Raw genomic sequence first — 24,848 nt, 5'->3', positions numbered from 1 at the left:
GACAGGACTCTCCGATCAGCCCCGATACGCCTGTGCCACACGTTCCAGCGACAGCAAACGTGGCATCACGTCACATACCGCCCTCTGAACACTCGCCATCAGCGCCTGGTTCTGCCTGATCTGCGCCTGAAACGCCGCCATCGGCCCGGTCACCCGGGCGAACTCAGCAAGCTGAGACCGAACCCCAGCCAACGGATCAATCCGCGGCGGCATCGACGCCAGAATCGCGGGAAGACCAGCGCTCACCACGTTCGTCAGCATCCGACTCTGAACACTCGCCATCAGCGCCTGGTTCTGCCTGATCTGCGCCTGAAACGCCGCCATCGGCCCGGTCACCCGGGCAATCTCAGCAAGCTGAGACCGAACCCCAGCCAACGGAATGCGACCTATCGTCGCCAGGTTCGCTAGCACGTCGCTAAGAAGTACGTCTTCGTCCTCACCCGCAACAGGCGCTTCGCTGGGCGATGTTTCGTCCTCGGGCTCTGGGGCCTCTTCAGGCTCATACGGTTCACGCATGCTCACAGGATCGCGTACCGGACTGACACCCCGAGACCATTGAGAGATTCTGTCGGGGATCTTGAGGTTCCCAGGCGGAACGGCATGGTCGTCGGGCAGGCTCGGCTTGGTTCCGAAGGTCGACTGCCGTACATACGAGGTGAGCCGGTGTCCCTCCGTCCCCGCTCTGGCGAGCAAGTTCCGCCCTCGACTGCGCGGGTGGCGCGGGCAAGCAATCCGAAGGGCACGACGGCGATGTGGGTGAGAGACCGGCTGGACGGGCTGTGGCACGACGAGGACTTCGACGCCTGGTACCCGCGAGACGGGCGGCCTGGCCTGTCTCCGGCCCAGCTCGCCACGGTGAGCGTGCTGCAGTTTCTGCTGAACCTGTCGGACCGTCAGGCGGCCGAGGCAGTGCGCTGCCGGATCGACTTCAAATACGCCCTCGCGCTCGAGCTGGACGATCCCGGCTTCCACCACAGCGTGCTGTCCGACTTCCGGGACCGGCTGGCCCAGGACGACCGCGCCGATACCCTTCTCGACCTCGCGCTGGCACGGCTCAAGGAAGCGGGGCTGGTCAAGGCGCGGGGACGGCAGCGCACCGACTCCACCTACCTGCGGGCCGCGGTGCGTGAACTGACCCGGCTGGAGCTGGTGTTGGAGACGGTCCGCGCCGCTTTGGAGGAGTGCGCCCGCACCGCACCGGAGATCCTCGACGGCCTGGTGGACGAGGACTGGGCGCTGCGCTACGGACGGCAGGTCCGTCTGGTCAGCCAGCCCAGCCATCCGGCCGCCCGGCTCAAACAGGCCGGCGCCGACGCCGCCGAGCTGCTCGAACGCGTCCGCGGCCACCGCCCGGGCACTCCACCGCGCCCCGCACTGGAGGCGCTGCGGCAGATCATGGTCCAGCACTTCCTTGTCGATGCCCGGGGCCGGCTGCGTCCGCGGGCCGAGAAGGACGGTTTGCCGCCCACCGGCCGGCGCCTGGAGTCGCCCTACGACCTCGAGGCCCGCTACACGCGCCGCGGGCACCGGACCTGGGTCGGCTATCTCGCGCATACCACCGAGACCTGCGACGAAGGCAGTGCCAACGTCATCACGGACGTGGCCACCACCGTCCCCACCGGCGACAGTGTGGCCCTGCCCGGCATCCACACCCGGCTCAAGCGGCGCCGTCTGCTGCCCGCCGAGCACCTCGTCGACAGCGGCTACACCTCCGTCGTGCTCCATGACACCGCCGCCCGCGCCCACCGCGTCACCATGGTCGGCCCGGTCAAGACCGACAACTCCCGACAGCGCAAGACCGGCGACGGTTTCGCCCGGGAGAACTTCATCATCGACTTCGACCGCCGCGAGGTCACCTGCCCCAACGGCCAGGTCAGCGGCAACTGGAACGAGCTTCCGGCGATGGCCCCCTACACGGTGGTCCGGTTCGACAAGCGGCACTGCGGGCCCTGTCCTGAGCGGTCTTCGTGCACCTCCGGGGCGGCACGGACGGTGAACTTCCTGCCCCGACGCCTGCACGAGCTCCAGGCCCGCAACCGCGCTGATCAGCAGGACCCGCAGTGGCAGCGGCTCTATGCCTGACGCTCCGGCGTCGAGGGCACCATGAATGAGCTTGTCAACGGCCATCGGATGCGCCGCTGCCGCTACCACGGCGTTGCCAAGGCCCACGTCCAGCACGTCCTGACCGCGATCGCCGTCAACATCGAACGCCTCAGCACCCAGGAACCGGAAGACTCCACCTACCGCCCCCGTTCACCGACGGCGTTCCAGCAGTACCTCGACGACAACGAATTGCCCCGGCCCCGCTGGTGGCGCCAAGGACAGTGACCTTCGAAAACCAAGATCCCCGACAGAATCTCTCAATGGCGCGGGGTGGGCCCGATCCGCCACGTCTTCCGTGTCCGCGCGCGGCCGACAAGGGGATGCACCTGCTCGCACCTTTGTCCTGAAAAGACTGTTATCGCAGTACGCACGCTATCAGTGCAATTCATCTGAAGGTGTGCTTTGCGTGCCCCGCCCGGGCGCGTCGTCGCTGCCGCCGACACCATCCGAAGTGTCGGGCCCGCCTGCTCACCAGCGCGGGAACCGGCTCAGCACGGATCCACCGAAGAGAGGACCAGTGATGGCGAACGAGTTGCGTTACGGCGACCGGCTGCACCTGCAGAACCTCTATCAGGGCGACGGGGGCTACCTCGACACCAACGGCACTTCAAGCGCGCCAGGGGCCAAGCTGGCAGTTTCCACGGCCCCCACCGCCACGCGCGCGCCGGGCACCGGTACCTGGGAGATCGTCTCCGGTTCCTGCCAGGCCGCCGGCTCCCCGGTGAAGAGCGGCGACATCATCTACCTGCGCAACCTCTGGGACGGTAACGGCGGCTACCTGGACGTCAACGGCGCAGCCAGCGCTGGCCAGCAGAGCTCCGGCGGCATCTACGACGTCACCACCGCCTGGGGCAAGGACCGCGACGAGAACAGCAGCCGCTGGCAGATCTTCGACACCACCTCCGCGCCCCTGGACGGCCTCGTCCGCTTCAACGACACCGTCCAGCTGTGGAGCACCTACCACAACAGGGGCGGTTTCCTGGACACCAACGACGTCAGCACCGCGACCGGCGCCCGGTACGACGTGGACACCAGCGCCTACTCCAACCGCGCCAACGCCGACGTCGCCTTCTGGAAGGTCCTGCGACCGCAACCCTGACCCCCACGCCCCAGCCAGCCTCACCTCGGCGGCAAACGACACGAAGCCCTGACGGCCTACACGAGCCGTCAGGGCTCCTTCGCACTCGGGCCGGCTGCTCCTCGTCCCTCCCGCCAGGCGGAGCGATTCATCAGCCGACCTTGACCGCTCAGTCACTCCATCAGTTTTCTGTGGGAAACCCCGCGGTCCGGGGCCCCGAGTGGCCAACTACCGATCAACGTTCTGGCCAGATAGCAGTAAACGTTTCGACTCAGACCTGTGCCGCTCGGCGGACGGCTGGCCAACTACCGTGCAAAGACACATCGGCGTCCGTCCGTACGGTGGGAGGCATGACGACGTCCTCCACCCCCGAGCCGGTGCCGGTTCCCATCCGGGTGCTGCTGCCCGGGGACCAGGCGGTCGTTGCGCACCTGTGGTCCCGGCGCCAGCTGCGCGACGGCTGGCTGCACGAGGTCGGTCTCCCGGCCTACCGCAACGGGGCCGGGGACAGTGTGGAGCCTGCCAAGTACCGGTCTGGGTGCGGGCGCCGGAGCACGTACGGCCCGTGGACGGCGTCTTGTACGACGCCGTGCCCACCGAGTACCTGGAGCCGCCCACGGTCGTCCAGCAGGCGATGGGGCCGCGCCGCCCGTCCGGCTGGGTGCTGGCGAAGGCCGGCGGGCGCGGGCCCGGTCGGCCCCGTAGTCCTAGCTCGGACACCAGGAAGCAAGTAACCCGCCGGTAGCTTTCAGGGCTTTGCCGCGGCGGTCTTCTTCGGCTGGCGGGGCACGGTCTTCTCGCGGTCGAGGTGTCCGTAGACCGTGGAGCGGGGGACGTTGAACATCCCGCGTCCCGCGAGGCGGCGGCTGCCTGCGGCTGGCGATGCACCTGGGCCTCGTCGTGGCAGAGCACGACGAGGTGAGTCGGAATTACTCGTCCACCGAGTAGAGGCCGTAGCCAACGCGGTCACCGACGCTGGCGCGCTGCTGCCACCTCGCGAAGGGCCATGCCGACGCCGCACACTCCTCCGCCAGCCTGGCGCGCTGGCGGGGCAGAAGACCTTGAGGCATGGGTCGCTCAGAATCTCGTTCTGAAACGGTCAGTAAGCCATGCCGGTGATGCCGGGGTGTCGCTGGAATCGGTCACACCCGGTCGGCGGGCGGGCTTGCCGACCGGGTGCTTCTCGGATCGTCGGCTACAGAACGGCGACTGTGAACGGAACGTCCCTCAGGTTGTTGTTGGAGTCGGTCGTCACGACCGTGATGGTACGGGTCAGGCCGTTGCAGTTGCTGTTCGGGATGGCGGTGATCATGGCCCGGTAATTGTTGACCGTGGCGACCACTGCCGCGTTGCGCAGGTCAACGGTGGGGTCGGACACCTGCACGCAGTAGTAGCCAGCGGACTGCCCGTTGAACCGCGCCGCCGACGAGACGTTCTTGGTCGCCAGGAGCGTTCCGTCCGCGCCGACCCGGGCAGCGGCTCGGGCATAGGGAGCGTTCAAGTCCGCCGGGGCCGCCGTAGCGGTACCGGTCAGGACAGTCACCGACGCCACTACTGCGGCAACGAGGGTGAAGGCTCGAGTGCGCAGGGTATTGCCCTTCTCGGCCGCATCCGCCATGGATAGCGGCCCGTTGAGTGGAATGCGTGATCGCTCAGATAGCGGTAGCCAAATCGCCATTAAACGGCCTCTGCTACGCCATTGATCACGCTATAGGTGATATCCACACACAACCGCTTTGACCTGCCGACAAGCCCTCGTTCGTGTGAGGCCAACGCACCCGGCACTCGAAGGCATCTATGAACCCGGTTCAGCCGGGCACCTGGAAGAGCAGTTCGGCAGATCGTTCTTCGGAATCATCTACTCGCCCACTCCGCGCAGAGCGCGGCGCCCAGGTGTCGTCACCCGATCAGGTGACCTCGACGATTCCACCTGAGGGAACGCGGTTTGGCGTGCGAGCCTCGACGCGTTCGTTCTGGTTCGCTCGCGGGCGACTTGGTGACTGGGCAGGGACAGCTGTTCTGCGCAGCGGGCCATCGGACAGCATCGTGCGGAGCTGAAATGGCAGTTGCCTATGGCAGCGATGGAGGTTGTGTGGACCGTCGAGGCGGCGCGCTCGTGGAGGGCCCGGAGCCGGTGCCAGCGGCCCGGTCCACGTCGTCGGGTGTTGTCGCAGCCGCGGCTCGGTGTTTGACGAAAGCGGTCGAGTTCGCCGTCGAGGCGCAGGCCGGCGACGGAGCCTGGTACGTCCCATCGGACCCGCGCGTCCTGGAGAACGCCGTCGCGGCCTGCTCCCTGCCGGGCGTGGGAGAGACGCGGGTCGCTCGGGAGAGGGCGGTGCGCTGGCTGGAGGGCACCACTCCGCAGCGGCACGACGCATTCGTGGAAGCCGCTGAACGATGGCTCCTCGAGCTCACCCGTACGGGTTCCACCGCGACCGCGGCCCTCGCCTCCCTGCCGGTCAACGAAGGACCCCACGCCCGCCGCGCCCTCTACCTCCACGCGCTCGGCTGCGCCGTCGAAGGCACCGGGGCGGATGCCCGCCATCTGCTGCAGCAGTCCCGAGCGGCGCTGGGCGCCGATGGCGGCCGACGCATCAAGCCCTGGCAACGCGCCATGCTGCTTGCCTTCGAGGCCATCGCCTGTTCCGTCCTAGGCCTGCCGGTGCCCGCGCACGCACTGGAGGAGTGGGAGCGCGCGCAGTCCCCGGACGGCTCCTTCTTCGGGATGCCTCTGGTGACGGGCATGCTGCACCTGGCCCTGAGCCGGACTGCCCCCGATCATCACGTGACCCGCCGCTGCCGTGCTGGCCTCCTGGCGGGCCAGCAGCCAGACGGGACCTGGCGCTTCCTCGTCAGCGAGGTATGGGACACCGGTCTGATCGTCCGTGCCCTGCGAGGACACCCCCGTTTCGAGGCGGCCGCCCTGCCCGCCGCCCTGAGGTTCCTGGCCTCGGCCCAGAAGGAGGACGGCGGCTGGGCCTGCACCGCACCCCTCGACTCCGACAACGACACCACCGGCAACAGCCTCCTTGCGCTGGCCGGCACCGACTGGGCCGACCGGATCCGCCCCGCCGCCACCCACTACGCGCTACGGCACCAGACGTCCGAGGGCCTGTGGACCACATGGCACTCCAGCGACGACAGCCCGGCCCCCGACGTCGTGGCCCACATGGTCGCCGGCATCCACGCCGCCGCCCTGCCCGGCATCGACCTCGCGCCGGCCCGGAGTTGGCTTGCCGCCCTGGCCACCGAAGGCGGCTGGAACTCCGACTGGTACATCCCGCCGGCCTACGGCGCCGCCGAGATCAGCGCGGCAATCGGCCGCCAGCCACAGAGCCGCGCCGCCGCGAGGGCACTCCTGGGCTCTCAGCGGCACGACGGCGGCTGGCCCCGCATCCCCGGCGAGCCATACTCCAGCCCGACCGCCACCGGCCTGGCCCTGACAGCCCTGACAGCCAGCGGGCAGGAACTGTCCGACGCCTCCCTGCGGCACGCTCTGTGCTTCCTCATCGACAGCCAGAACGACGACGGAACCTGGAACGACCGCCCCGTCATGTACGGCCCGAGGCCCTTCCTCACCAGCACCACCACACAGGTGCACGCCCTCGCCGCACGCGGACTGCGTCACGCGCTCATCACTACCGAAAGCCGCCACGGAGCAAAGGCATGACCCAGCCTCAGGCCCCCACGGACACCCTGACCGATACCGAGACCTACGCCCGAGACCTCCTCGCCACCGTCAGACCGGGCGCCTGCGTCTTCGACTTCGACGGAACCCTGGTCGACACCAGCACCATCAACGCCGACGCAGCCCGAGCCACCCTCGCCGACCTCGGCCTCACCGTCCCCGAACCCTGGCTCCGCCAAGCCCCCCTGGCCGACCTCACCGCACTACGCGACCGGCTGCACATTGACCACAACCTGCCCCTGCCCTGCACGGAAGCCGAATTCGTGCACCGCGCCCGCGCCCACTGGCTCGCCCGCACGATCCTGGTCAGGCCGATCACACGTGTAGCCGCCCTCGCACGCCACCTGGCGGCGGCCGTGCCCACAGCCGTGGCCTCGGCCAACGACGGCCTGGTCGTACGAGCAGGACTCGGTGCGGCCGGACTCGCCGACCTCTTCCCCGTCCTCGTCGCCCGCGAACACGTCACCCACCTCAAGCCCCACCCCGAGGCATACTTCCTCGCCGCCGCCGAACTGGGCCTGGCACCCCACCGATGCCTCGCGTTCGAGAACACGGACGAAGGCGTCACCGCAGCCCTCACCGCCACCATGCCCGTGATCGACATCAGGCAAGAAGACTGGACCGTACAGGGCCCCTGAACCGGTACGTCGTCGGCGCATTCCCCCATCGTCACGGCGGTACGGAGAGGACACGAGGCCACGAAGTGCGCTGCTGACAACGTCGGTCGGTAAACCCTCCCGTGACCGACGCCGCGACAATCTCCGCCCACAACCTCCTGCCGGGCGGCACCAGCCTGATCCTCGCGCAGACAGATCACAACCCGTGACGACAGCTTGCCAACTAACCCACCTCGCCCTTGCCAACTACGCAGCGACATAACCCCCTGACCAGCCAGGACTCGTGCCGCATTTTGCCAACTAAGAGCTGTCCCGTAAATGATCTTCAGTGAGCGAGGCTCGGTTCAGGCTCGTTGGGCGCTCTGCTTGTCAGCTGCGCTGCTTCAGGCCCGGGCGGGGAAGTCAGAATGGTCGGTGTAGGGCGAAGCAAGGTCACGCAAGTTGTGGCACGGCCAGGGGTCGCGGGCGTGACGGGCCAGGATGCGCCGCTTGGCCTCGACCTCGCGCAGAACGCGGGCCGGGTCGTGCAGAGCCACATGCAGAGCAATCGTGGGGTGGAAGCCGGAGAGGTCAACCTGACAGAAGTCGCCGACGGCACCACGCAGGCTCGCCTCTTCCCATGGAGCCGCAATCACCCCACTCCCGGCTCGGGCACCCTGTCGGGCGACCTCGGGTTGTCAGTGGTCGGCGACATGGGATGTCGCTCATCTACGTGAGGCCGTTGGACTGCGCGAGGTACCCCGGCGCGACTGCCACAGCCCATCCGGTACCAGCCCCCTCAACGAAGGCCATCGAGTACAGCCCCTTCCATCGGTGCCGGAGTCACCGGTCTGTCGGTGGCCTTCGAGGGCACCCCGAATCGCGCCAGGTAGTGCCATACCTTCTTGACCGCCTGGGGGTCATAGAGGCCGGCCCGTGCAGCATCTCCGACGATCCGAGGATCGAGCACGCCATCGGCCACGATCTGCATGCCCAAGTCAACGTATTCCTGACCGCGGTAGCCGGGGTGACGTCGGAGTTCTTCAACCCCGAGTCGGAAGCCGGGCTGCCACTCGACGGGGCAGCCAAGACTCAGAGCCGCGGCCTCGACCGTCGTGCCTCGGTAACAGGGGTCCAGGACCAGCGCCTCCGCATGGCAGTGCAACCGGACCGGCCCGTGCACCTGCGCCTCGATGTAGTCGTCAAGCTCGTCCTGACGATCAGCGAGGGCAAGATCGAGGAGCCCCATGCGGGCCGCGACACCAAAATCCGAAGGTTCAAGGAAGCTGTCCGGGTAGCAGAACGTGGTCCGCGTCAGCGTCTCGGCCGTCAGCCGGAAGTGGGCCGAGCCGAACCGCGGCGCTCCACCGACCGGCTTGCGACGGAAGTTCAACGCTCCGTAGACGGGCCGCTCATGAGCAGTCGCTTCGTCGTACGCCCCGTCGAAGATCCGGCTCTCCCAGCGCCACCGGTCGCCAGCTGCGGTCGCAGTATTAGGAGCCGGACGTTGGGCGTTGCCTGCGAGAGCGGCAGTGCCGGGCAGCCTCATCGGGTCAGCAGGACGGCGGCCAGGAGGACCAGGCCCTGGGCGTCGCCCCAGGGTCGGGGGTATGCACCCGGCCGGGGGCGGTAGGAGGCGAGCAGGGTGCTGTTGTACGTGGCCCACAGCACGGCGGGGACAGGCAGGGCGAGTTGTCCAACTGCCGCCCCACAGGCGGCCATCCCGTAGGCGGTGAAGCGGGTCCGGCGGTCGCCGAGCAGCACCGGGAGGCTGCTGGTACCGGCGAGGGCGTCGGTGTCGAGGTCGCGGAGGTCGTTGAGGAGGGCGGTCACGCTGCCGATGAGTGTGCCCGCCACGGCCAGGTACCACGTGCGCGCGTCCAAGAGGTGATGCTGCTGGACAGCCGGCAGGAGCACTGTGATCGGGAGCCACCCGGCCATCGTGTACGGAAGTTTGACGCCGGGAAGCTGCCGGACCGCCAGCCGCCGTCCGCGCCACGGGATCAAGGGGGCCGTATAGAGCCAGGCCATGGTGCCCACGAGCGCCACGACCGCGGCGCACCACGGGCGCAGGATCGTCACGGGCAGCAGGGCTGCCGCACAGGCGATCGTCCACCGGGTCAAGTGGCGGCGGTGCCGGGCCATCCAGGCGGCCCGCGGGCTGCTGTCTGTATCGGCGGGATCCAGGCGGTCGCGGGTGTACGAGCCTGCGATGAAGAGGAAGGCGAAGGCTGCGATCAGCGGGTCGCCGGGCCGGTTCAGGGCGAGACTGGTGACCCAGGTGAAGGCTGCCGCGCTGGCGCCGAGGGTGACGTTGGTCCACGCCAGGAAGGCGAGCGGGCCAGGGGCGGACCGCCCGGCGGTCACCTCGGTCTGGGCGGTCATCGGCGTCCTCCTGGTGTGTTCGGCAGATGAGAGCAGGGGTGCACCTGTACCCAACGATGCGCGCGGGCCACGGTGACACTGGCATTGGGAAAAGGCCTTTCGCGCCGCCCGGGGCCGCCACACCTGCCAGGCTGCCTTCGTACCCAGGGCGAGCGACAGCAGCCCCAGGTAGGTGATGTGAGGTTCCCCCGAGATGCGGCGGGAGGTGACAGCGGGTCAGATGGGACTCATGAGAGGACCTTTGACCATGGCTGCCCCGAGAAAACACCCGCTGGAGTTGCGGGAGCGTGCGGTGCGGATGTATCGCACCACCGAGCCGAAGCCCGTGATCAAGCGGCTGGCCGCCGAACTGGGCGTGCATCCTGAGGCCCTGCGCGGTTGGATCCGCCAGGCCGAGGCCGACCACGGCGAGCGCGACGACCGGCTGACCACCGCCGAACGGGAGGAGCTGGCCGCGCTGCGCAGGGAGAACGCCCAGCTCAAGCGGGCAAACGAAGTCCTGCGGACCGCCTCGGCTCTTTTCGCCGCGCAGCTGTGCGCCACGAGGCGCGATGTTGATCGAGAGGTGGTGGAAGACCACTTCCGTCGGGCCGTCGTAGCGGCCTGATCGAAGCTTGGGGGCAGCCTGATCCGGGGAACGCCGGTGAGGGTGGCAAGCGGCCCCGACGAAGGCGGGACGTGCTGGAACTGCCAGACGGCGCGGGCCCGTTCAGCGAGGTCAGAAGGTGTAGCGAGAGCGAACCAGTGGTGGACGCCCCGTAACAGCGAAGCCGGGTCAAATCTGGTGGATATGGGCCGGTGCGCAGTGCGTGAGGGCCGGGCCTTCGGGCCGGTCTTCAACTCCGAAGCCGTTTAGTTGTGTCGGTGGGGAGGCCACGTCGAATGTCTGCGGCGTAGACGTGGCGATGCTGCCGGGGTAGAGCTGGGCGCCTCCCTGACCAATCGATCACATGGTGAACGTGGGAACCATCTGCGGTCGCCCTTCTGTTGGACAGCCAGTTCAGCGGTGGGCAGGTCCGTTGCCGACTGACGGCCGTGGGATGGGGCGGAGGCCCCGTAGTAGTCGCGGGCGTGACGACCCGCCGTGGAGGCCGTGAGAGACGGCCGCAGGGCGAAGGGGGCCAGCAAGCCAGCAGTCGAGGCTGCTGGAATATCGGGAGGTTTTTCGCTGGTGAATACCGACGAACTGGAGCACGCCGTATACATGGCGGAGCGACGGGTACTGAATATCCAGACCAAGCTGCACCGTTGGGCCCGTGATGATTCTCATCGCAGGTTCGACGACCTCTACAATCTCGTCGCCGATCCCGGTTTCCTTTTGGTGGCCTGGGATCGGGTGAGGGGCAACAAGGGTGCCCGCACGGCCGGAGTGGACGGGCGCACGGCGCGTTCCGTCGAGGCCGGGCAGGGCGTCGGGGATTTTCTCGGCGGATTGCGGTCGCAGCTGAAGGACCGTAGTTTCCGCCCGCTACCGGTACGGGAGCGCATGATCCCGAAGGCGGGCGGGAAGCTCCGCCGTCTGGGGATCGCGACCATCGCCGACCGGGTGGTCCAGGCATCCTTGAAACTGGTGCTGGAGCCGGTTTTCGAGGCGGATTTCCTCCCGTGTTCCTACGGGTTCCGCCCGAATCGCCGGGCCCATGACGCGGTAGCCGAGGTGCGCTATCTTTCTTCGCGGCCACGCAATTATGAGTGGATCGTCGAGGGAGACATCACGGCCTGTTTCGACGAAATCTCACATCCGGCCCTGATGGACCGGCTGCGGCATCGAATCGGCGACAGACGCGTCCTGGGACTGGTAAAGGCTTTCCTCAAGTCGGGCATCCTCGGAGAGGACCGCCTGCTGCGGGAAACCACCGCCGGAACCCCACAAGGGTCGATTCTCTCGCCCCTGCTCAGCAACGTGGCACTGTCGGTCCTGGACGAGTACATCGCCCAGGCGCCGGGAGGCCCGAGCGCTGGAAAGGTGGACCGCGCCAGGCGGCACCGCCATGGTCTGCCCAACTACCGCCTTATTAGGTATGCGGACGACTGGTGCCTGATGGTATTCGGCTCGAAAGCTGACGCCGAGGTCCTGCGCGAGGAAATCGCTGAGGTCTTGTCCGCGATGGGCCTGCGCCTGTCACCGGAGAAGACCTTGATCACCCATATCGATGAGGGCCTGGACTTTCTCGGGTGGCACATCCAGCGCCACCGCAAGAGAGGGACCAGGCAGCACTACGTCTACACCTACCCCGCGAAGAAGGCTGTCCAGGCCGTGAAGCGGAAGGTCAAGACGTTGTGCCGAGAGGTCGAAGTGAACCAGCCGATGGATGACCTGCTACGTCGGCTGAATATGGCGTTGCGGGGCTGGTGTGCTTACTTCCGACCCGGGGTGTCCTCCGCGACCTTCGCCTATCTGAGTCACTACACGTGGCAGACGGTATGGCGTTGGATGCGGCGCAAACACCGCCGGTCCACTTGGAAGGAACTCCGCCACCGCTATTGCGGTGGCGGATGGTGGCCCGCCAGCGATAACAGGGAGCTTTTCGACCCCGCGAAGGTAGGCACGACCCGCTACCGTTACCGAGGTTCGATTATTCCGGCTCCATGGCCCATCGCAGGATGAAGATGTCCAACACGCGGTCCATTTCGGGGCTTGTGGAGAGCCCGGTGCATTGAGAGGTGCCCGCCGGGTTCGGGAAGCGGTCCGGGGAAACGGTCCGGCCGAAAGGCCGGAACCGCGCCCCGGGCCGACTTTCACCGACCCGACCCGGCCCAGGTGACCGCGCTCCTTGCCGAGCACCCGCACCTGGGAGTCGAGCCCGTACTCCGGGAACTGCACATCTCCTCCTCCACTTATTACCGCTGGCGCCGGGCCGAGCAGAAGCCGTGCGAACACCGCCGCCGCGACGCGGAGCTGACCGAACACATCACGCAGATCCACACCGACTCCGGCGGCATCTACGGCTCCCCGCGCGTGCACGCCGTGCTCAAGCGCGAGGGCGTGCACACGGGCCGCAAGCGGGTCGAGCGATTGATGCGCGAGGCCGGACTGCACGGGATCAGCCCACGGCGACACGGCAAAGGCTTCACCCGCCGCGACCCGCAGGCCACCCTCGCCCCGGACCTCGTGCAGCGCGACTTCACCGCGTCCGGACCCAACCGGCTGTGGGTCACCGATCTGACCATGATTCCCACCGGTGAGGGACCGCTGTGGCTCTCGGCGATCCGCGATGCCTTCTCCCGACGAGTGGTCGCGTGGGAAACCTCCGCCCGCGCGGACGCCGACCTCGTCCTGTCCTCGCTGGAATACGCCCTGGCCTCCCGCGGGTTCGAGCCCGGCAGGCTCGTTCATCACGCCCGTCCGTGGAGGTGGTGTCGAGCGTGCAGGAAACGGCCGAACTTGCCCTGGCGGTCCAGCCGTTCTGGGTGAAAAGTCTGAACGGCGCGCGCCCCCATCGAACGACGACAGGCCCACGACGGCCGTTTCGGCTGATCATGGCCCCGCGGCCTGAGGACTCAGGGTGGATCAACGCTTCAGATCATGCCGACGATGTCGAGAGTCCCTCGCCCGGGGCATGCGGATCCGGGCCGTCGATGGTGTACCTCTCAAGCTCATCGTCTGCGAAGGCGAGACGGCGATGCTTCCGCTGCGGGGCTCCGGCAGCGAGGTCGATCCCAGCCTCGTCCTGCGGGGGGCTCGCCAACGTCGCCCAGGCGCTCTTCGACGCCGTGTGGGAATGGGCTCGCTCCTACGGCGAACCGCACCACGGGATCGATGTCCTGGACACCCGCATACTGCGTGTTCTGGTCGCCGGTCTCACCGACCACGCGGTGGCCGCGCAGGTGGAAACGCCGGCGCGCACCGTGCAGCGGCGCGTCCAGTGGTTGATGGTCCAGGCCGGGCGACCACCCGTATCCAGCTCGGTTGGTACGCCCGCCGCCACGGCTGGGCGTAGGGCGGGTCCGTGCTCCGTGACCCTTGTTGACGGGTCTCCGTCAGGGCGGATATCCGCCAGGGCAGAACGGTCGACACGCAAGTTGCCGCCGCGAAAACTCTTCGCAGCACCCGGAACCACCCATTCACCGGGTGCGTGGAGGAGAGTCATCCATGACCAGATCATCCGCGAGGCGGAGATCCCGGCTGCTGGCAGCGGGGCTGTCGCTCGTACTGCTGCCGGCAGGGCAGGCCGTCGCAGCCGGGGCATTGGGGACGGCGGAGGCGGGCACCGACCGTGCCACATCACCCGTGCACGCACCCACCACCGCGAGAACCGTCACCCTGATCACCGGTGACCAGGTGACCGTGACCGATCTCGGCGCGGGCCGGAAGTCGGTCGCCGTGGAGCGTCCCAAGGGCGCGACCGGAGCGGTTCGCAGCGAGATATCCGACGGCCGGATCACCGTCATACCCGACGAGGCCCGGCCCTACCTCCAGGCGGGCGTCCTCGACGCCGAACTCTTCGACGTCACCGCTCTGATCGAGCAGGGGCTCGGTGACCCGTCGTCCGACGGACTCCCGCTCATCGTGACGTACACGAAGAACGCCCGCAGCGCGACGCCCCACGGAGCCCGCCAGGTCCGTGGGCTGCCGAGCGTGGGCGGTGCGGCCCTGGAGGCGTCGAAGTCTGGGGAGTTCTGGCGCACGGTCGCACCGGACGTCACCTCCCAGGCGCGCAGCGCGACTTCGGGCCGTGTGCGTCTGTCGGGCGGCGTCGAAAAGATCTGGCTGGACGCCCGCGTCGACACCGCGATGGAGACCAGCAACGCCCAGATCGGCACCCCCGCGGCCTGGGAGGCCGGGCTGACCGGCAAGGGTGTCAAGGTCGCCGTCCTCGACACGGGCGTGGACCTGACCCATCCCGATCTCAAGGACCGGGTGAGCGAGACCAGGAGCTTCATCGAAGGGCAGGAGGTCGCCGACCGGAACGGCCACGGCACGCATGTCTCGTCCACCGTCGGTGGCAGCGGTGCCGCGTCCGACGGCAAGGAGAAGGGCGTCGCGCCCGGCGCCACGCTCGCCGTCGGCAAGGTTCTCAGCGACCAGGGGTTCGGATCCGAGTCGCAGATCATCGCCGGTATGGAGTGGGCGGCCAAGGACGTCCAGGCCAAGATCGTCTCCATGAGCCTCGGATCGTCGCAGGGCAGTGACGGCACCGACCCGATGGCCCAGGCGGTGAACACCCTCTCCAAGGACACGGGCGCCCTGTTCGTGATCGCGGCCGGCAACGCAGGCTTCCCCGGCAGCATCGGCTCCCCCGGCGCGGCCGACTCCGCGCTGACGATCGGCGCGGTCGACTCCGCCGACCGGCGTGCCCCCTTCTCCAGCCAGGGTCCGCGCCTCGGCGACAACGCGCTGAAGCCCGACCTGTCGGCGCCGGGCGTGGACATCCTCGCGGCGCGCTCGCAACTCGTCAGCGGCAGCGGCCCGTACACATCGAAGAGCGGTACGTCCATGGCCACCCCGCACGTCGCAGGCGTGGCGGCGCTGCTCGCCGAGAAGCACCCCGACTGGAGCGGACAGCAGCTCAAGGACGGGCTGATGAGCACGTCCAAGCAGATCAGCGGCACGTCGTACGAGGTAGGTGCGGGCCGGGTGGACGTCCCGTCCGCGATCGCCGCGCAGATCACCGCGACCGGCAGCGCCGACCTCGGCTTCACCAGCTGGCCGTACGAGGGGAACAAGCCGGTCACGAAGACGCTGACCTACACCAACGCCTCCGACCAGCCGGTCACCCTGGCGCTGACCGCCGAGGGCGCTCCCACCGGCGTGGTCACCCTCGCCGACTCCACCCTCACCGTGCCCGCGCACGGCACCGCGCAGACCACGGTCACCGGTGACGGCACCGCCGCACCCGTCGGCGCCACCTCCGGTCGGATCGTCGCCAAGCACGGCGACACAGTGGTGGCGCACACGGCCTTCGGCCTGACCAAGGAGGAGGAGCGCTACACCCTCACCGTCCACGTCAAGGACCGCGACGGTGCCCCATCCGCCGCATACGTGGCTGTAAAGCAGCTGGCCAAGGACACGTCGGTCATCCCGGCTTCGCTCGGCGAATCCGGCACGCTCAAGCTGCGCGTGAAGCCGGGCACGTACACCCTGTCCAGCTTCCTCGATGTGCGTGGCAGCAAGGGCAAGGACTCGCTCGGCCTCGGACTGCTCACCGAGCCCGAGGTCACCATGGACCGTGACCGCGAAGTCACCCTCGACGGGACGAAGTTGCGGGAGATCCGGGCCGAGGTGGACCAGCGGACCGAGACCCGTCAGCTGAACATGAAGTTCAACCGGGCCGCGAACGGCGCGTCCTTCACGAGTGCCGCGCAGGTCCCGCCGATGTACGACAGCATCTTCGCCGCGCCGACCCGCAAGCCCGCCACGGGCACCTTCGAGTACCGGACCGTCTGGCGGCTCGGCAAGCCGAAACTCGATGTCGAAGCAGGCGGCAAGCGGCTCGGCGAGACGGCCGTCCAGTACGGATCGGACCTGTTCACCGGGCGGAAGCAGATGTCCCTGGTGGACGCGGGCGCCGGAAGCCCCGCCGACTACACCGGCAAGGACGTGACGGGCAACGCGGTCCTCGTGCGTCGCACCGACGCGATCACGCCCGCTGAGCTGGCCCAGAACGCACAGGACGCGGGCGCCAAGGCCCTGTTTGTCACCGACGAGGTTCCCGGGCGACTGATGGCCAACTTCAGCGGGGCCGGCGGGGCCACACGTCCGCTGTACATCGCGACGGTGAACGCGGCGGACGGGGCACAGCTGACCGAGGCCGCTCGACTCGGCCGGGGCGTGGAACTGACCAGTACCCAGTTCACGCCGTTTGTCTACGACCTCAGCAAGGGATACCCGGGGGCGATCCCCGCTGGTCTGACGTACCGACCGGGCAAGAGCGAACTGGCCGTGGTCAACAACAAGTTCCACGCGCCGAAGCCCGCCGACGGCGGCGAGTTCCGCTCCTCGATCACCGACAGCTTCCCCGTCGGCATGGGATTCCAGGAGAAGATCAAGTTCCCTGCGGAGCGCACCGACTACATCAGCGCAGGCCCCGACCAGGGCTGGCACGAGTCCATGTCCAGCGGCCCGGGTGCCCTGGAGGAGCGCAGCGGCGTCGTGCACTACCGCGGCGGCACGCGCTCCGGGACCGACTGGTTCAAGCCGGTCTGGCACCCGTGGCTGGGTACCGGCCTCGGCTGGGGCCAGCAGCGCGCGGGCAACAACCTGCAGTTCAACACGCCGGGCTGGGGCGACTCGGGACCGGACCACACCGGCTTCGGCGAAGTCTACAACCAGAAGTCGTTGACCCAGTTCACCGAGGTGTACGTGGACGGGGTGCAGGTCGACCGGAAGAAGAGCTCGGGGGCGTACGCCCGGAACGTCAAGCCGACCGAGCAGGACTTCAAGGTCGTCACCGACACCACCCTGGACCCGGACGTCTGGCGGCTCTCCACGAAGGGCCACTCCGAATGGACCTTCAAGTCGTCCGCCACGCCGGCCGACCGGTGGACGTATCTGCCGATGCTCAACCTCGGGTTCGACGTCGACACCGACCTGCACGGTGATGTGCGGGCCGGAAAGCGTCTCGATCTCGGGATCTTCTCTGAGTATGTCAAGGGCGCGCCGGACACCGGGAGGATCACCGGCTCCACGCTGGAGGTCTCCTTCGACGACGGCGCGACGTGGACATCCGTCGAACTCGACGGCGTACGCGGCAAGTCCGCCGCCTGGGCCGGCTCGGTGCGGGTGCCGAACGACGCGCGGTACATCTCCGTAAGGGCCTCGGCCGCCGACGACAAGGGCGGCTCGGTCAAGCAGGAGATCATCCGCGCGGTCGGCGTGCGGAAGTAACCGACCGGGTGGGAGCCGCGCAGTCGGCGGCGCGGCTCCCACCTGCCACTCCGCCCTCGACTACGTACCGCCCGCCGAGTACGAACGCGCCGCCTGGTGGCGACAACAGGAAAGCACCCCGCAGTCCGCCTGAAACAAGATCGCCGGACTCTACGAAACTCGGGGCAGCTCAGTACGCCGTCTTCGTCGGTGGCTGGTACCTCGGCCAACCCCTTCCCAACGTCGGCTGCCACACATGCGAACCGTCGATCGCGTCCGAGGGACCGGACAGGATTAGGGGAAACGCGGCAGGGTGCACCAGGGTGGATGCCGAGCATCGTCACCGGCGATGTTGTGCACTCCGGGACGATGTCGTGCATCCATGCGGAGAGTGCACAACATCGTCGGTACGCACCGGCCGCATCGAGTGCACCGCGGCGAGGACCTCGGGCGGTGGGTACGGGCGCAGCGCCTCGGTTGGGAGAAGCTGACCGGGGTACAGCAGTGGATGTGCGAACAAGTCCTCGGGATCGAACCCGCGACCGAGGACGAAAAGCCGAAGCCCCGCACCAGCCAGGCACAGAAATGGGCGATCCACCTCGCAGCCGCGACCCAGTTCTTCGAGCGCGAGGAGCACCTGAAGGTGCCGCGCAAGCACGTCGAGACGATCACCGTGAGCGGGGACGGCGGCGAGGACCAGGAGCAGCGGGACGTACAGCTGAAGCTCGGTGCCTGGATCGGGAACCAGCGGAGCAGGGCCGCGACACTGACCCCGGAACGGATGGAGCAGCTCTCCCAAATCGGAATGCGCTGGACATGAAGCTGTCTGGCACCTGAGCAGGGCTTCGGCGTAGTCGGCGGGCGCCCGTTTTGTGATCACGCGAGGCCGAGGAGTGCGAGGGGTCGGCGGGCGTCGCGTGCGTTGCGGCGGAGGCCGGCGGCGATGTTCTTGACGCCACTCAGCCGGAGAGCGCCGACGGCGAGGTTGCGCCAGGTCGCCATCGCGCGGGGTGCGTTGCCGGTCCGAAGCTGGGAGGCGTCCTCGGCGAAGGTGGTGTCGCGGACGTGGTGCAGGGCCTCGATCTTCCAGTGGTCGCGGATCAGTCTCGCGAGTTGGACGGGGGTGGCCTGCTCGGCGGTCAGGCTGGTGACCGCGTAGACGGTCGTGATGGTGGTCTTGCCGGTCTTGCGGTCGGTGCGGCGGCGCTTGATCTGGACGGCCTGGCGGGCGCCGGGGAAGAGCAAGTTGTTCACGGTGGCTACCTTGATCCGGCGGATCTCCGCGCGGCCGTGGCCGACGCCCCGGGTGCGGCCCTGGAACGGGATGTCCTTCCAGGGAAGGGACTTCAGCTGCTTGCGCAGCTTCTTCTGGTTGCCCTTGGCGATCGCGATGTAACGGGCCCCGCGGCCCAGGAGGTAGGCGGCGTGCTCACGTTGCGTATGGAGCGCGTCGCTGGTGACCACGGTTGCGGCCAGGTCGGCGACGGTGTCGAGCAGCGACTGGAAGCGGGTGACCTCACCGGTCTTCTCGCCGACGTCGAGCTGGGCCAGGACCAGCCCGGTGGTGTGCTCCACCGCGGCAAGCAGGTGGATCCTCCGCCCCTGGGCCTTCGCCGCGCCGCGCAGGGACTTGCCGTCCACGGACAGTCCGCGCAGCCCGGTGCTCTCGGGCCGGCGGTCGGTAAGCCATCCGCCCACCGCCCGGTCCAGGGCATCACCGTCGATGCGGGCGAGCAGTCGGCGGACCGTCGCCTCCGAGGGCACCAGCCTCCGGGGCAGTACTGGATCGGGGCGCACGCCGAGTCGCTCCAGCACGTGCGGCGGCGCGTCGGTGCCTGTCAATTCCGGTGAGACACGTCAGGCTGCGGGTTCTTCCTGATGCTCCTCCTTGGCGGGTTGGTTGATCCAGGCCGCCTTCGGGAGGCGGGGTGGCGTCGGTCTTCGGCGGAACCGGTGCGGGTTGGTGGCGTAGGCGTCGGCCAGGACGTCGGCCCGCCGGGCTCGGATCGTCACTGCGGTGCCGTCGTGGACGGATGCGGGGGTGTGCAGTCCGATGCCGGAGTGCCGGTGGACGTTGTTGTAGTAGGTGAAAAACCGCTGGCAGAAGGCGCGGGCGTCGGCCAGTGAGCCGAACCGGTCGGGGAAGACCGGGCAGTACTTCAAGGTCTTGAAGTTTGCTTCCGAGTACGGATTGTCGTTGGACACGCGTGGCCGCGAGTGCGAGCGGACGATGTTCAGGTCAACGAGCAGCTGGGCGACTGGCTTGGAGGTCATCGAGGTACCCCGGTCGGCGTGGACCACGTCCGGGACGACGCCGCCGTTGGCGCGGAAGGCGTCTTCGATGAACTCCTTGGCCAGTGCGGCGGATTCGCGCGGCACCACGAGCCAGTGGACCGCTTTGCGGGAGTAGATGTCGAGCATCACGAACAGGTCGTAGTACATCCCGCGGTCCGGGCCCTTGAGCTTGGTGGCATCCCAGGTCCACACCTGGCTCGGGCCGTTGGCCACCAGCTCGGGCCTGGCCCGGGGAGGGTGGGTGGCCTGCGCGCGGCGCTCGCGGACCTCACCGTGCTCGCGCAGCAGCCGGTACATCGTGGAGATCGAGCACAGGTAGGTTCCCTCGTCCAGCAGGGTGGCCCAGATCTGCGCCGGCGACTTGTCCACGAACCGCTGCGAGCGCAGCACACTCAGCACCCGTGCCTGTTCCAGCTCGGACAGGGCCGCCGGGTGCGCTGCCGGCGCCCGGCGCGGCCCGGCCACGCGGGGCTTGGGGTGGCGCTGCCGGTAGACGGTGGCCCGCGAGCGGCCGGTCAGCTCGCAGGCCGGCTTGATCCCGACGACCGGCTCCAGGGCGACGAACGCCTCGGTGATCACTTCGTCCGCTTGGGCTCGGAGCCCTCGCTCCCGGAGAGCAGTTCCAAGAGCTCGTGTGCTTTTCCCAGGATGGCCAGCGCCCTCTGGGACTTGGCCAGCTCGGCGGCCAGCTTCTCGTTCTCTGCCCGCAGCCGCTCGGCCTCCCTCTCGGCTGCGCTCTTGCCCGTCGGTCCCGACGGCTTGGCGGTCAGCGCATCCAGCGCGCCGGCGTCCCGGGCGGTCCGCCAGTCGATGATGTGCGAGTGGTACAGCCCCTCCCGGCGCAGCAGCACGCCCTTCGCGCCCGGTTCGGTCAGCCGCTCGTACTCCTCCACGATCCGAAGCTTTTACTCCGGGGTGAAGGACCGCCGCTTCGGCCCGCCCGCGCGGGGACCGCGCTTCTTCTTGCCCACGACCTCATCATCGGCCACACCGGCCTCAAGGTCGGCACTGCTCAGCGTCACGTTCGAAAGATCCTGTTCTCGCCCTGCTAACAACAGAAGACTCGATTGTCCTCATGTCTCACGAGAGTCTGACAGGGAGGGGTGCGCGGTGACGGGCCCGAGGTCCGCGACTATCCCTTGCAATCCAACGATGCCGTCACCCTCCGCAATCGCTCCCCAAGATCTGTGCCAGAACCCCACTCTCACCTACGAAGCCACACGGTCGGCTGTCTGCTCGGGCGTCTGCGTCCCTGGCAGCGTCTGGGCAACTGGGCTGCCGATCAGGTCCGCTTCGCCGAGTCGTGGGTCCAGGGCGGTACCGGCCGCCAGATCGTCGTCGTCCAGGCCCACGCCGCGCACCAGCTGGCGCATGATGCGCGCCCCGGCCGCCGAGACGCGGCCGGCGCCGTACTCGATCCGAACTTCAGGCACCAAACACACCCCGCCAGACGACGGGGGAGCAGCCTGAGCATGCAGGAGCACCACGCGCGTTGTGGTGGTCGTTTACCGGGTCATGTTCTCGGTGCGGATCATCCGGCGCAGGCTGGTGCGAGCAGCAGTGAGATCGGCTTCCGCAGCAGTGAGACGTTCTTGCAGAGCGGTGTTCTCGGCAGTTGCTGGTCGGTGAGCTGCTGGTTGGACTGGGTGAGCTCGTCGACGCGGGCGGTCAGATCCCCTGCGGCGAGGGTGTCGAGTTGCTGGCCGAGTTGGTGGCGCACAGCGGTTGTGAGCCGATCCCTGTCGGCCCGTAGCTGCCGAATCTCTTGGCGACGCCCTGCTGCTGGCGCGCCGGGCCCGGTGGCTGAGGGTGCGCACGGTCAGGGTGCGCGACCCGTTCGGCTGATGCGGGCCCGACCGCCGTCTCTCTCCCCCCACCGCCCGATGGCGGCAGGGCGGCAAGGGGGCGGAGGTCTGTGAATGTGTCGTGCCGTCAGCCCCGCTGGTGCGGACCGGCCGGCGTGTATTGCTCGGCCTGCTGCCAGCTCGCGGGGATGCCGAGCGCGGTGGGGGCGTCCGCGATCCCCGCGCCCAGGCGGGGGTCGGCGCCGGGCAGGGGCCGGCAGGCGGTGCGCACCAGCAGGTACAGCGGGTCGGCGCGGGCCGCGGTCCGCGGCACCGCCTGGGTGCGCAGTTGGTCGTGGTGGGCGAGCAGCAGCGCCGCCAGCCCGGTGACGTGGGCGGCGGCGATCGCCGTGCCGTCCACCGCGGCATAGCCGTCGCCCAGGCTGGTGGTGATGACCGCCGCGCCGGGCGCGACCAGGTCCACTCCCGGACCGGTGGGGGTGAACGGGGCCGGGTAGGGGCCGGGCCACGGCGGCTGCACCCAGGTGAGCGGGCTGCTCACGGGATAGGTGCCGGTGTGCGCGATCGCCCCCACCGCCAGCACCCCCGGCAGGGTAGCCAGCTGAGTGAGGGGGCCGGCGGTGTCTCCCGCCGGGGCGATGACTGTGGTGCCGGCGGCGTGCGCATCGGCGAGTTTCCAGGCGGCCAGCTGGGACTGTACGGGATAGGCGAGGCTGATCTGGGCGATGTCGATGTCGTGGGTGATGCAGTAGTCGACCGCCTCGAGCAGGTCGCTGAGGTGCCCGCCGGGGAACAGCTTCAGCGCATGCACCTCGGCCTCCGCCGCGATCCCGGCGATGCCGGCGTTGTTGTCCGCCGCGGCGATGATGCCGGCGCACCACGTGCCGTGCCCGGTCACATCGAGGCCCCAGGTGCCGTTGCTGGCGCCGGTGAAGTCGTGCCCGTGCTGGACGGTGTCCTTCAAATCGGGGTGGGCGGTGTTCACCCCCGAATCGAGCAGCGCGATCTTGATGCCGTGGCCGCGGTAGGTCGGCGGGATCTGGTTGAGCCGCATTGCCTGTGTACCCCAGCCGGTGAGCGCCTTGCCGGGGAAGCCCTCGAAGGTGTCCGACAGGGCCTGCACCGTAACTACCGCCTCGCCGTTGTCGGCGGGTTGGGGGGTGCCGGTGCGGGCCGGCCAGTAGTCGGCCACCGGGCGGACGTAGAGCGCCTGGAGCGTTTCGGGGGTGTCTGCGGCCAGGGTCATGGTGACGCGTCCGTCCGGGCCGGTGACTCCGTGGACCGGGCCGCCTGTGCCGATGGCCCACACGTGGGCGCCGGCCACCGCGTCCCCGTCACTGCCCACCACCCGCAGGGTGAGATGTTCGGGCTCCTCCAGGGTGACCGCCAGCATCGGGTCCAGTACCGGCACCGGGCCGGCACCCACCGGCGGGGTGGGGGTGTAGGACAGCGGCTGGTCGATCTCCACGACCACCTGCGGGTTCCCGGCCAGGGCGCGGGCCCGCTCCTGGGGCATCTTCACGACCGCGACCGGGGGGCAGGCCGGATGCGGCTCCGCGATCGCCCCCAACCCGCGGGAACGGGACGGCCGCACCTGCGCCACGGGTTCCACATCGGGGTCCTCCTCCAGCAGCTTGAACAGCGCCGAGGCCTCAATCGGCGGCACCCCACCGGCAAGCAGCCCCGACGGCCGGGGCGCCACCAGATAGCGGCCCCACCCCGCCCGCACACCCCGACCCTGGTACCCCAGCGCCTGCGCCTCCCCGCTCATCCGTCCGGCCGGTTCACCTGCCCCGCCCGCAGCCGCCGTCGGCTGCCCGGCCTCACCCGCCGTGCCCTGCGCACGCGGGGTCTTCCCGCCCTTGCCGTTGCCCGGCTTCACACCGTTGCCGCCCTGCTCACGCATTCAGCCAACCGCCATCTCAACGTAAAGCATCGTCGTACGCCCTGGATCTTCAGTGGCTGGCCGGGAAGCGGGCGTCCATGAGCTCCCCGGCCAGCGGCCTGCCGCGCCTTTGCCTCGCCCCGCCGCGGCATCCGGCCAGGCAGGCCCGCCTCCCCACACGGGAGGGAGAACGAGCGCTACCCGGGCGGGTGTCTCACATGCCCAAAGGCGACAGCTGCCCGTACTGCGGCTGCTGCCCGAACATCCCCTGGCCCGGGAACTGTCCCTGGCCAGGGAACTGGCCGAACTGGCCCTGCGGCTGCATGCCCGGGAACTGGCCGAAGTGCTGCTGGCCCTGCTGGCCCTGCTGGCTCTGCTGGCTCTGCTGGCTCTGCTGCACCAGCGTCAGGATCGCGATAGGCAGCGCCTGCTGCACGGACTGCTCCACAGCGCTGCGCACGCCCTGCTGCAGGGTGTGGTGCAGCGCGACAGCCAGGTACGGGTGCGCGTGGTGCTGGGGAATGCCCTGCTGCTGCAGCTGCTGCTGGACCTGCTGCAGCTGCTGCAGCGTCTGCTGCAGGCGCTGCGCCACCTGCTGGCTCGCCTGCTGGCAAGCCTGCTGGATCGACTGCTGGACCACCTGCGCGATCTGCTGCTGCGGCTGGCCGATCTGGCCCCAGGGCTGCTGCTGGCCGAACAGCTGCTGCTGGTTGTACGGCTGCTGGGTGTGCGGCTGGCTGATCTGCTGGGGGGTGTAGACGGACATGCGGAACTCCTCCTTGAGCCTGGCGGATGCACACGATGAACGGCGCGCCGAGAAGCCCGGCCGCCGCCACCGAGCAGCAAACCACCAACCGACCAAGAACACATTCCGGGACATACCGCCAAGCGGGGAGCCACGTCCCGGTCGCGTTGAGAAGCCGTTGTCGTACCGATCATGGAACGTGCAGGTCGAACAAGGTTCCTGGTCGGGTGATCTTGCGGTGGTGCGGACATGAAGGCGGGGCCTCTTGGTAGCTCGGGGGTGCGAACCTAACCGAGCGGCCCAAGGAGGCCCCGTTGTCGTTGTTGTACGCGCCCGCGCCCGTTGACTGCAACTCGTCCGTCGTGTCGTGCGATTGCCTCGCGCACGTGTACGGAAACCCGGCTGATCACCCGGACCGAGTGCGCCGGTATCCCTCGGACATGACGGACGAGGAGTGGGCG

16 protein-coding genes and 5 pseudogenes are annotated in these 24,848 nt (G+C 68.8%); 10 read left to right on the top strand and 11 right to left on the bottom strand.

What is annotated here, in order from left to right; all coding sequences use genetic code 11:
- Nucleotides 1-15: 15 nt before the first annotated feature.
- Nucleotides 16-516 carry a hypothetical protein gene (locus OG936_RS36460; protein ID WP_406500048.1) on the bottom strand — a complete coding sequence of 167 codons (501 nt, stop codon included), beginning with the start codon at nucleotides 514-516 and terminating at the stop codon, nucleotides 16-18.
- Nucleotides 517-600: 84 nt separating this feature from the next.
- Between OG936_RS36460 and OG936_RS36455 the strand changes: the two are divergent.
- The 3 genes and pseudogenes from OG936_RS36455 to OG936_RS36445 all read left to right on the top strand — a co-directional run.
- Nucleotides 601-2,328, top strand: a pseudogene (locus tag OG936_RS36455) (IS1182 family transposase).
- A gap of 295 nt (nucleotides 2,329-2,623) precedes the next feature.
- Entirely contained in the window at nucleotides 2,624-3,202 is a 579-nt protein-coding gene (locus OG936_RS36450; protein ID WP_406500047.1) for a hypothetical protein, read from the top strand.
- A 329-nt stretch (nucleotides 3,203-3,531) separates the two neighbouring features.
- Nucleotides 3,532-3,878 (top strand): annotated as a pseudogene (locus OG936_RS36445) (hypothetical protein); the annotation flags it as partial.
- Between the two features lie 498 nt (nucleotides 3,879-4,376).
- On the opposite strand, the gene OG936_RS36440 reads toward OG936_RS36445, so the two are convergent.
- Complete coding sequence (locus OG936_RS36440; protein WP_406500046.1) at nucleotides 4,377-4,799, bottom strand: hypothetical protein; 423 nt, start codon at nucleotides 4,797-4,799, stop codon at nucleotides 4,377-4,379.
- Between the two features lie 570 nt (nucleotides 4,800-5,369).
- Between OG936_RS36440 and OG936_RS36435 the strand changes: the two genes are divergently transcribed.
- Nucleotides 5,370-6,851 (top strand): prenyltransferase/squalene oxidase repeat-containing protein, encoded by a 1,482-nt coding sequence (locus OG936_RS36435; protein ID WP_406500045.1) that lies wholly within the window; start codon nucleotides 5,370-5,372, stop codon nucleotides 6,849-6,851.
- Nucleotides 6,848-7,507 (top strand): HAD family hydrolase, encoded by a 660-nt coding sequence (locus OG936_RS36430; RefSeq protein ID WP_406500044.1) that lies wholly within the window; start codon nucleotides 6,848-6,850, stop codon nucleotides 7,505-7,507. Before OG936_RS36435 ends, OG936_RS36430 begins: the two co-directional genes overlap by 4 nt.
- Nucleotides 7,508-7,869: 362 nt before the next feature.
- On the opposite strand, the gene OG936_RS36425 is transcribed toward OG936_RS36430, so the two are convergent.
- The 3 genes and pseudogenes from OG936_RS36425 to OG936_RS36415 form a co-directional block, all read right to left on the bottom strand.
- Nucleotides 7,870-8,121 carry a DUF6221 family protein gene (locus tag OG936_RS36425; protein WP_406500043.1) on the bottom strand — a complete coding sequence of 84 codons (252 nt, stop codon included), beginning with the start codon at nucleotides 8,119-8,121 and terminating at the stop codon, nucleotides 7,870-7,872.
- Nucleotides 8,122-8,264: 143 nt separating this feature from the next.
- Nucleotides 8,265-8,957: pseudogene (locus tag OG936_RS36420) on the bottom strand (DUF3626 domain-containing protein); the annotation flags it as partial.
- Between the two features lie 53 nt (nucleotides 8,958-9,010).
- Complete coding sequence (locus tag OG936_RS36415; protein WP_406500042.1) at nucleotides 9,011-9,850, bottom strand: UbiA family prenyltransferase; 840 nt, start codon at nucleotides 9,848-9,850, stop codon at nucleotides 9,011-9,013.
- Nucleotides 9,851-10,043: 193 nt separating this feature from the next.
- Here OG936_RS36415 and OG936_RS36410 point away from each other — a divergent pair.
- The 5 genes and pseudogenes from OG936_RS36410 to OG936_RS36390 form a co-directional block, all read left to right on the top strand.
- Nucleotides 10,044-10,373 (top strand): annotated as a pseudogene (locus OG936_RS36410) (transposase); the annotation flags it as partial.
- Between the two features lie 648 nt (nucleotides 10,374-11,021).
- Complete coding sequence (gene ltrA, locus OG936_RS36405) at nucleotides 11,022-12,458, top strand: group II intron reverse transcriptase/maturase (RefSeq protein ID WP_406500041.1); 1,437 nt, start codon at nucleotides 11,022-11,024, stop codon at nucleotides 12,456-12,458.
- Nucleotides 12,459-12,611: 153 nt separating this feature from the next.
- Nucleotides 12,612-13,265: an IS3 family transposase gene (locus OG936_RS36400; RefSeq protein ID WP_406500040.1), complete on the top strand. Its 654-nt coding sequence runs from the start codon at nucleotides 12,612-12,614 to the stop codon at nucleotides 13,263-13,265.
- Nucleotides 13,266-13,943: 678 nt separating this feature from the next.
- Nucleotides 13,944-17,678, top strand: coding sequence for a S8 family serine peptidase (locus tag OG936_RS36395; RefSeq protein ID WP_406500039.1), 3,735 nt, complete (start codon nucleotides 13,944-13,946; stop codon nucleotides 17,676-17,678).
- A 361-nt stretch (nucleotides 17,679-18,039) separates the two neighbouring features.
- Nucleotides 18,040-18,477 (top strand): helicase associated domain-containing protein, encoded by a 438-nt coding sequence (locus tag OG936_RS36390; RefSeq protein WP_406500038.1) that lies wholly within the window; start codon nucleotides 18,040-18,042, stop codon nucleotides 18,475-18,477.
- A gap of 56 nt (nucleotides 18,478-18,533) precedes the next feature.
- Here OG936_RS36390 and OG936_RS36385 read toward each other — a convergent pair whose 3' ends face one another.
- The 6 genes and pseudogenes from OG936_RS36385 to OG936_RS36360 all read right to left on the bottom strand — a co-directional run bounded on the left by OG936_RS36385 (nucleotide 18,534) and on the right by OG936_RS36360 (nucleotide 24,408).
- Nucleotides 18,534-19,499 carry an ISAs1 family transposase gene (locus OG936_RS36385; protein ID WP_406500037.1) on the bottom strand — a complete coding sequence of 322 codons (966 nt, stop codon included), beginning with the start codon at nucleotides 19,497-19,499 and terminating at the stop codon, nucleotides 18,534-18,536.
- A 15-nt stretch (nucleotides 19,500-19,514) separates the two neighbouring features.
- Nucleotides 19,515-20,923: pseudogene (locus OG936_RS36380) on the bottom strand (IS3 family transposase).
- Between the two features lie 237 nt (nucleotides 20,924-21,160).
- Nucleotides 21,161-21,385: a hypothetical protein gene (locus OG936_RS36375; RefSeq protein ID WP_406500036.1), complete on the bottom strand. Its 225-nt coding sequence runs from the start codon at nucleotides 21,383-21,385 to the stop codon at nucleotides 21,161-21,163.
- Between the two features lie 98 nt (nucleotides 21,386-21,483).
- Entirely contained in the window at nucleotides 21,484-21,672 is a 189-nt protein-coding gene (locus OG936_RS36370; RefSeq protein WP_406500035.1) for a hypothetical protein, read from the bottom strand.
- Between the two features lie 212 nt (nucleotides 21,673-21,884).
- Complete coding sequence (locus OG936_RS36365) at nucleotides 21,885-23,663, bottom strand: S8 family serine peptidase (protein WP_406500034.1); 1,779 nt, start codon at nucleotides 23,661-23,663, stop codon at nucleotides 21,885-21,887.
- 193 nt (nucleotides 23,664-23,856) lie between these two features.
- Entirely contained in the window at nucleotides 23,857-24,408 is a 552-nt protein-coding gene (locus OG936_RS36360) for a hypothetical protein (RefSeq protein ID WP_406500033.1), read from the bottom strand.
- Nucleotides 24,409-24,848 lie beyond the last annotated feature (440 nt).

It is taken from the genome of Streptomyces sp. NBC_00846, from assembly GCF_045207325.1.
In the GTDB taxonomy this organism is placed as follows: Bacteria; Actinomycetota; Actinomycetes; order Streptomycetales; family Streptomycetaceae; genus Streptomyces.
Note: the sequence above shows the minus strand (reverse complement) of the source record. Positions and strands in the feature narration are given on the sequence as shown.

What these genes read in the sequence shown, in the direction of transcription:
- OG936_RS36415 (WP_406500042.1), bottom strand. Translation starts at nt 9,850, where the DNA reads ATGACCGCCCAGACCGAGGTGACCGCCGGGCGGTCCGCCCCTGGCCCG.
- OG936_RS36395 (WP_406500039.1), top strand. Translation starts at nt 13,944, where the DNA reads ATGACCAGATCATCCGCGAGGCGGAGATCCCGGCTGCTGGCAGCGGGG.
- OG936_RS36440 (WP_406500046.1), bottom strand. Translation starts at nt 4,799, where the DNA reads ATGGCGGATGCGGCCGAGAAGGGCAATACCCTGCGCACTCGAGCCTTC.
- OG936_RS36450 (WP_406500047.1), top strand. Translation starts at nt 2,624, where the DNA reads ATGGCGAACGAGTTGCGTTACGGCGACCGGCTGCACCTGCAGAACCTC.
- OG936_RS36365 (WP_406500034.1), bottom strand. Translation starts at nt 23,663, where the DNA reads ATGCGTGAGCAGGGCGGCAACGGTGTGAAGCCGGGCAACGGCAAGGGC.
- OG936_RS36430 (WP_406500044.1), top strand. Translation starts at nt 6,848, where the DNA reads ATGACCCAGCCTCAGGCCCCCACGGACACCCTGACCGATACCGAGACC.
- OG936_RS36460 (WP_406500048.1), bottom strand. Translation starts at nt 516, where the DNA reads ATGCGTGAACCGTATGAGCCTGAAGAGGCCCCAGAGCCCGAGGACGAA.
- OG936_RS36390 (WP_406500038.1), top strand. Translation starts at nt 18,040, where the DNA reads ATGCGGAGAGTGCACAACATCGTCGGTACGCACCGGCCGCATCGAGTG.
- OG936_RS36360 (WP_406500033.1), bottom strand. Translation starts at nt 24,408, where the DNA reads ATGTCCGTCTACACCCCCCAGCAGATCAGCCAGCCGCACACCCAGCAG.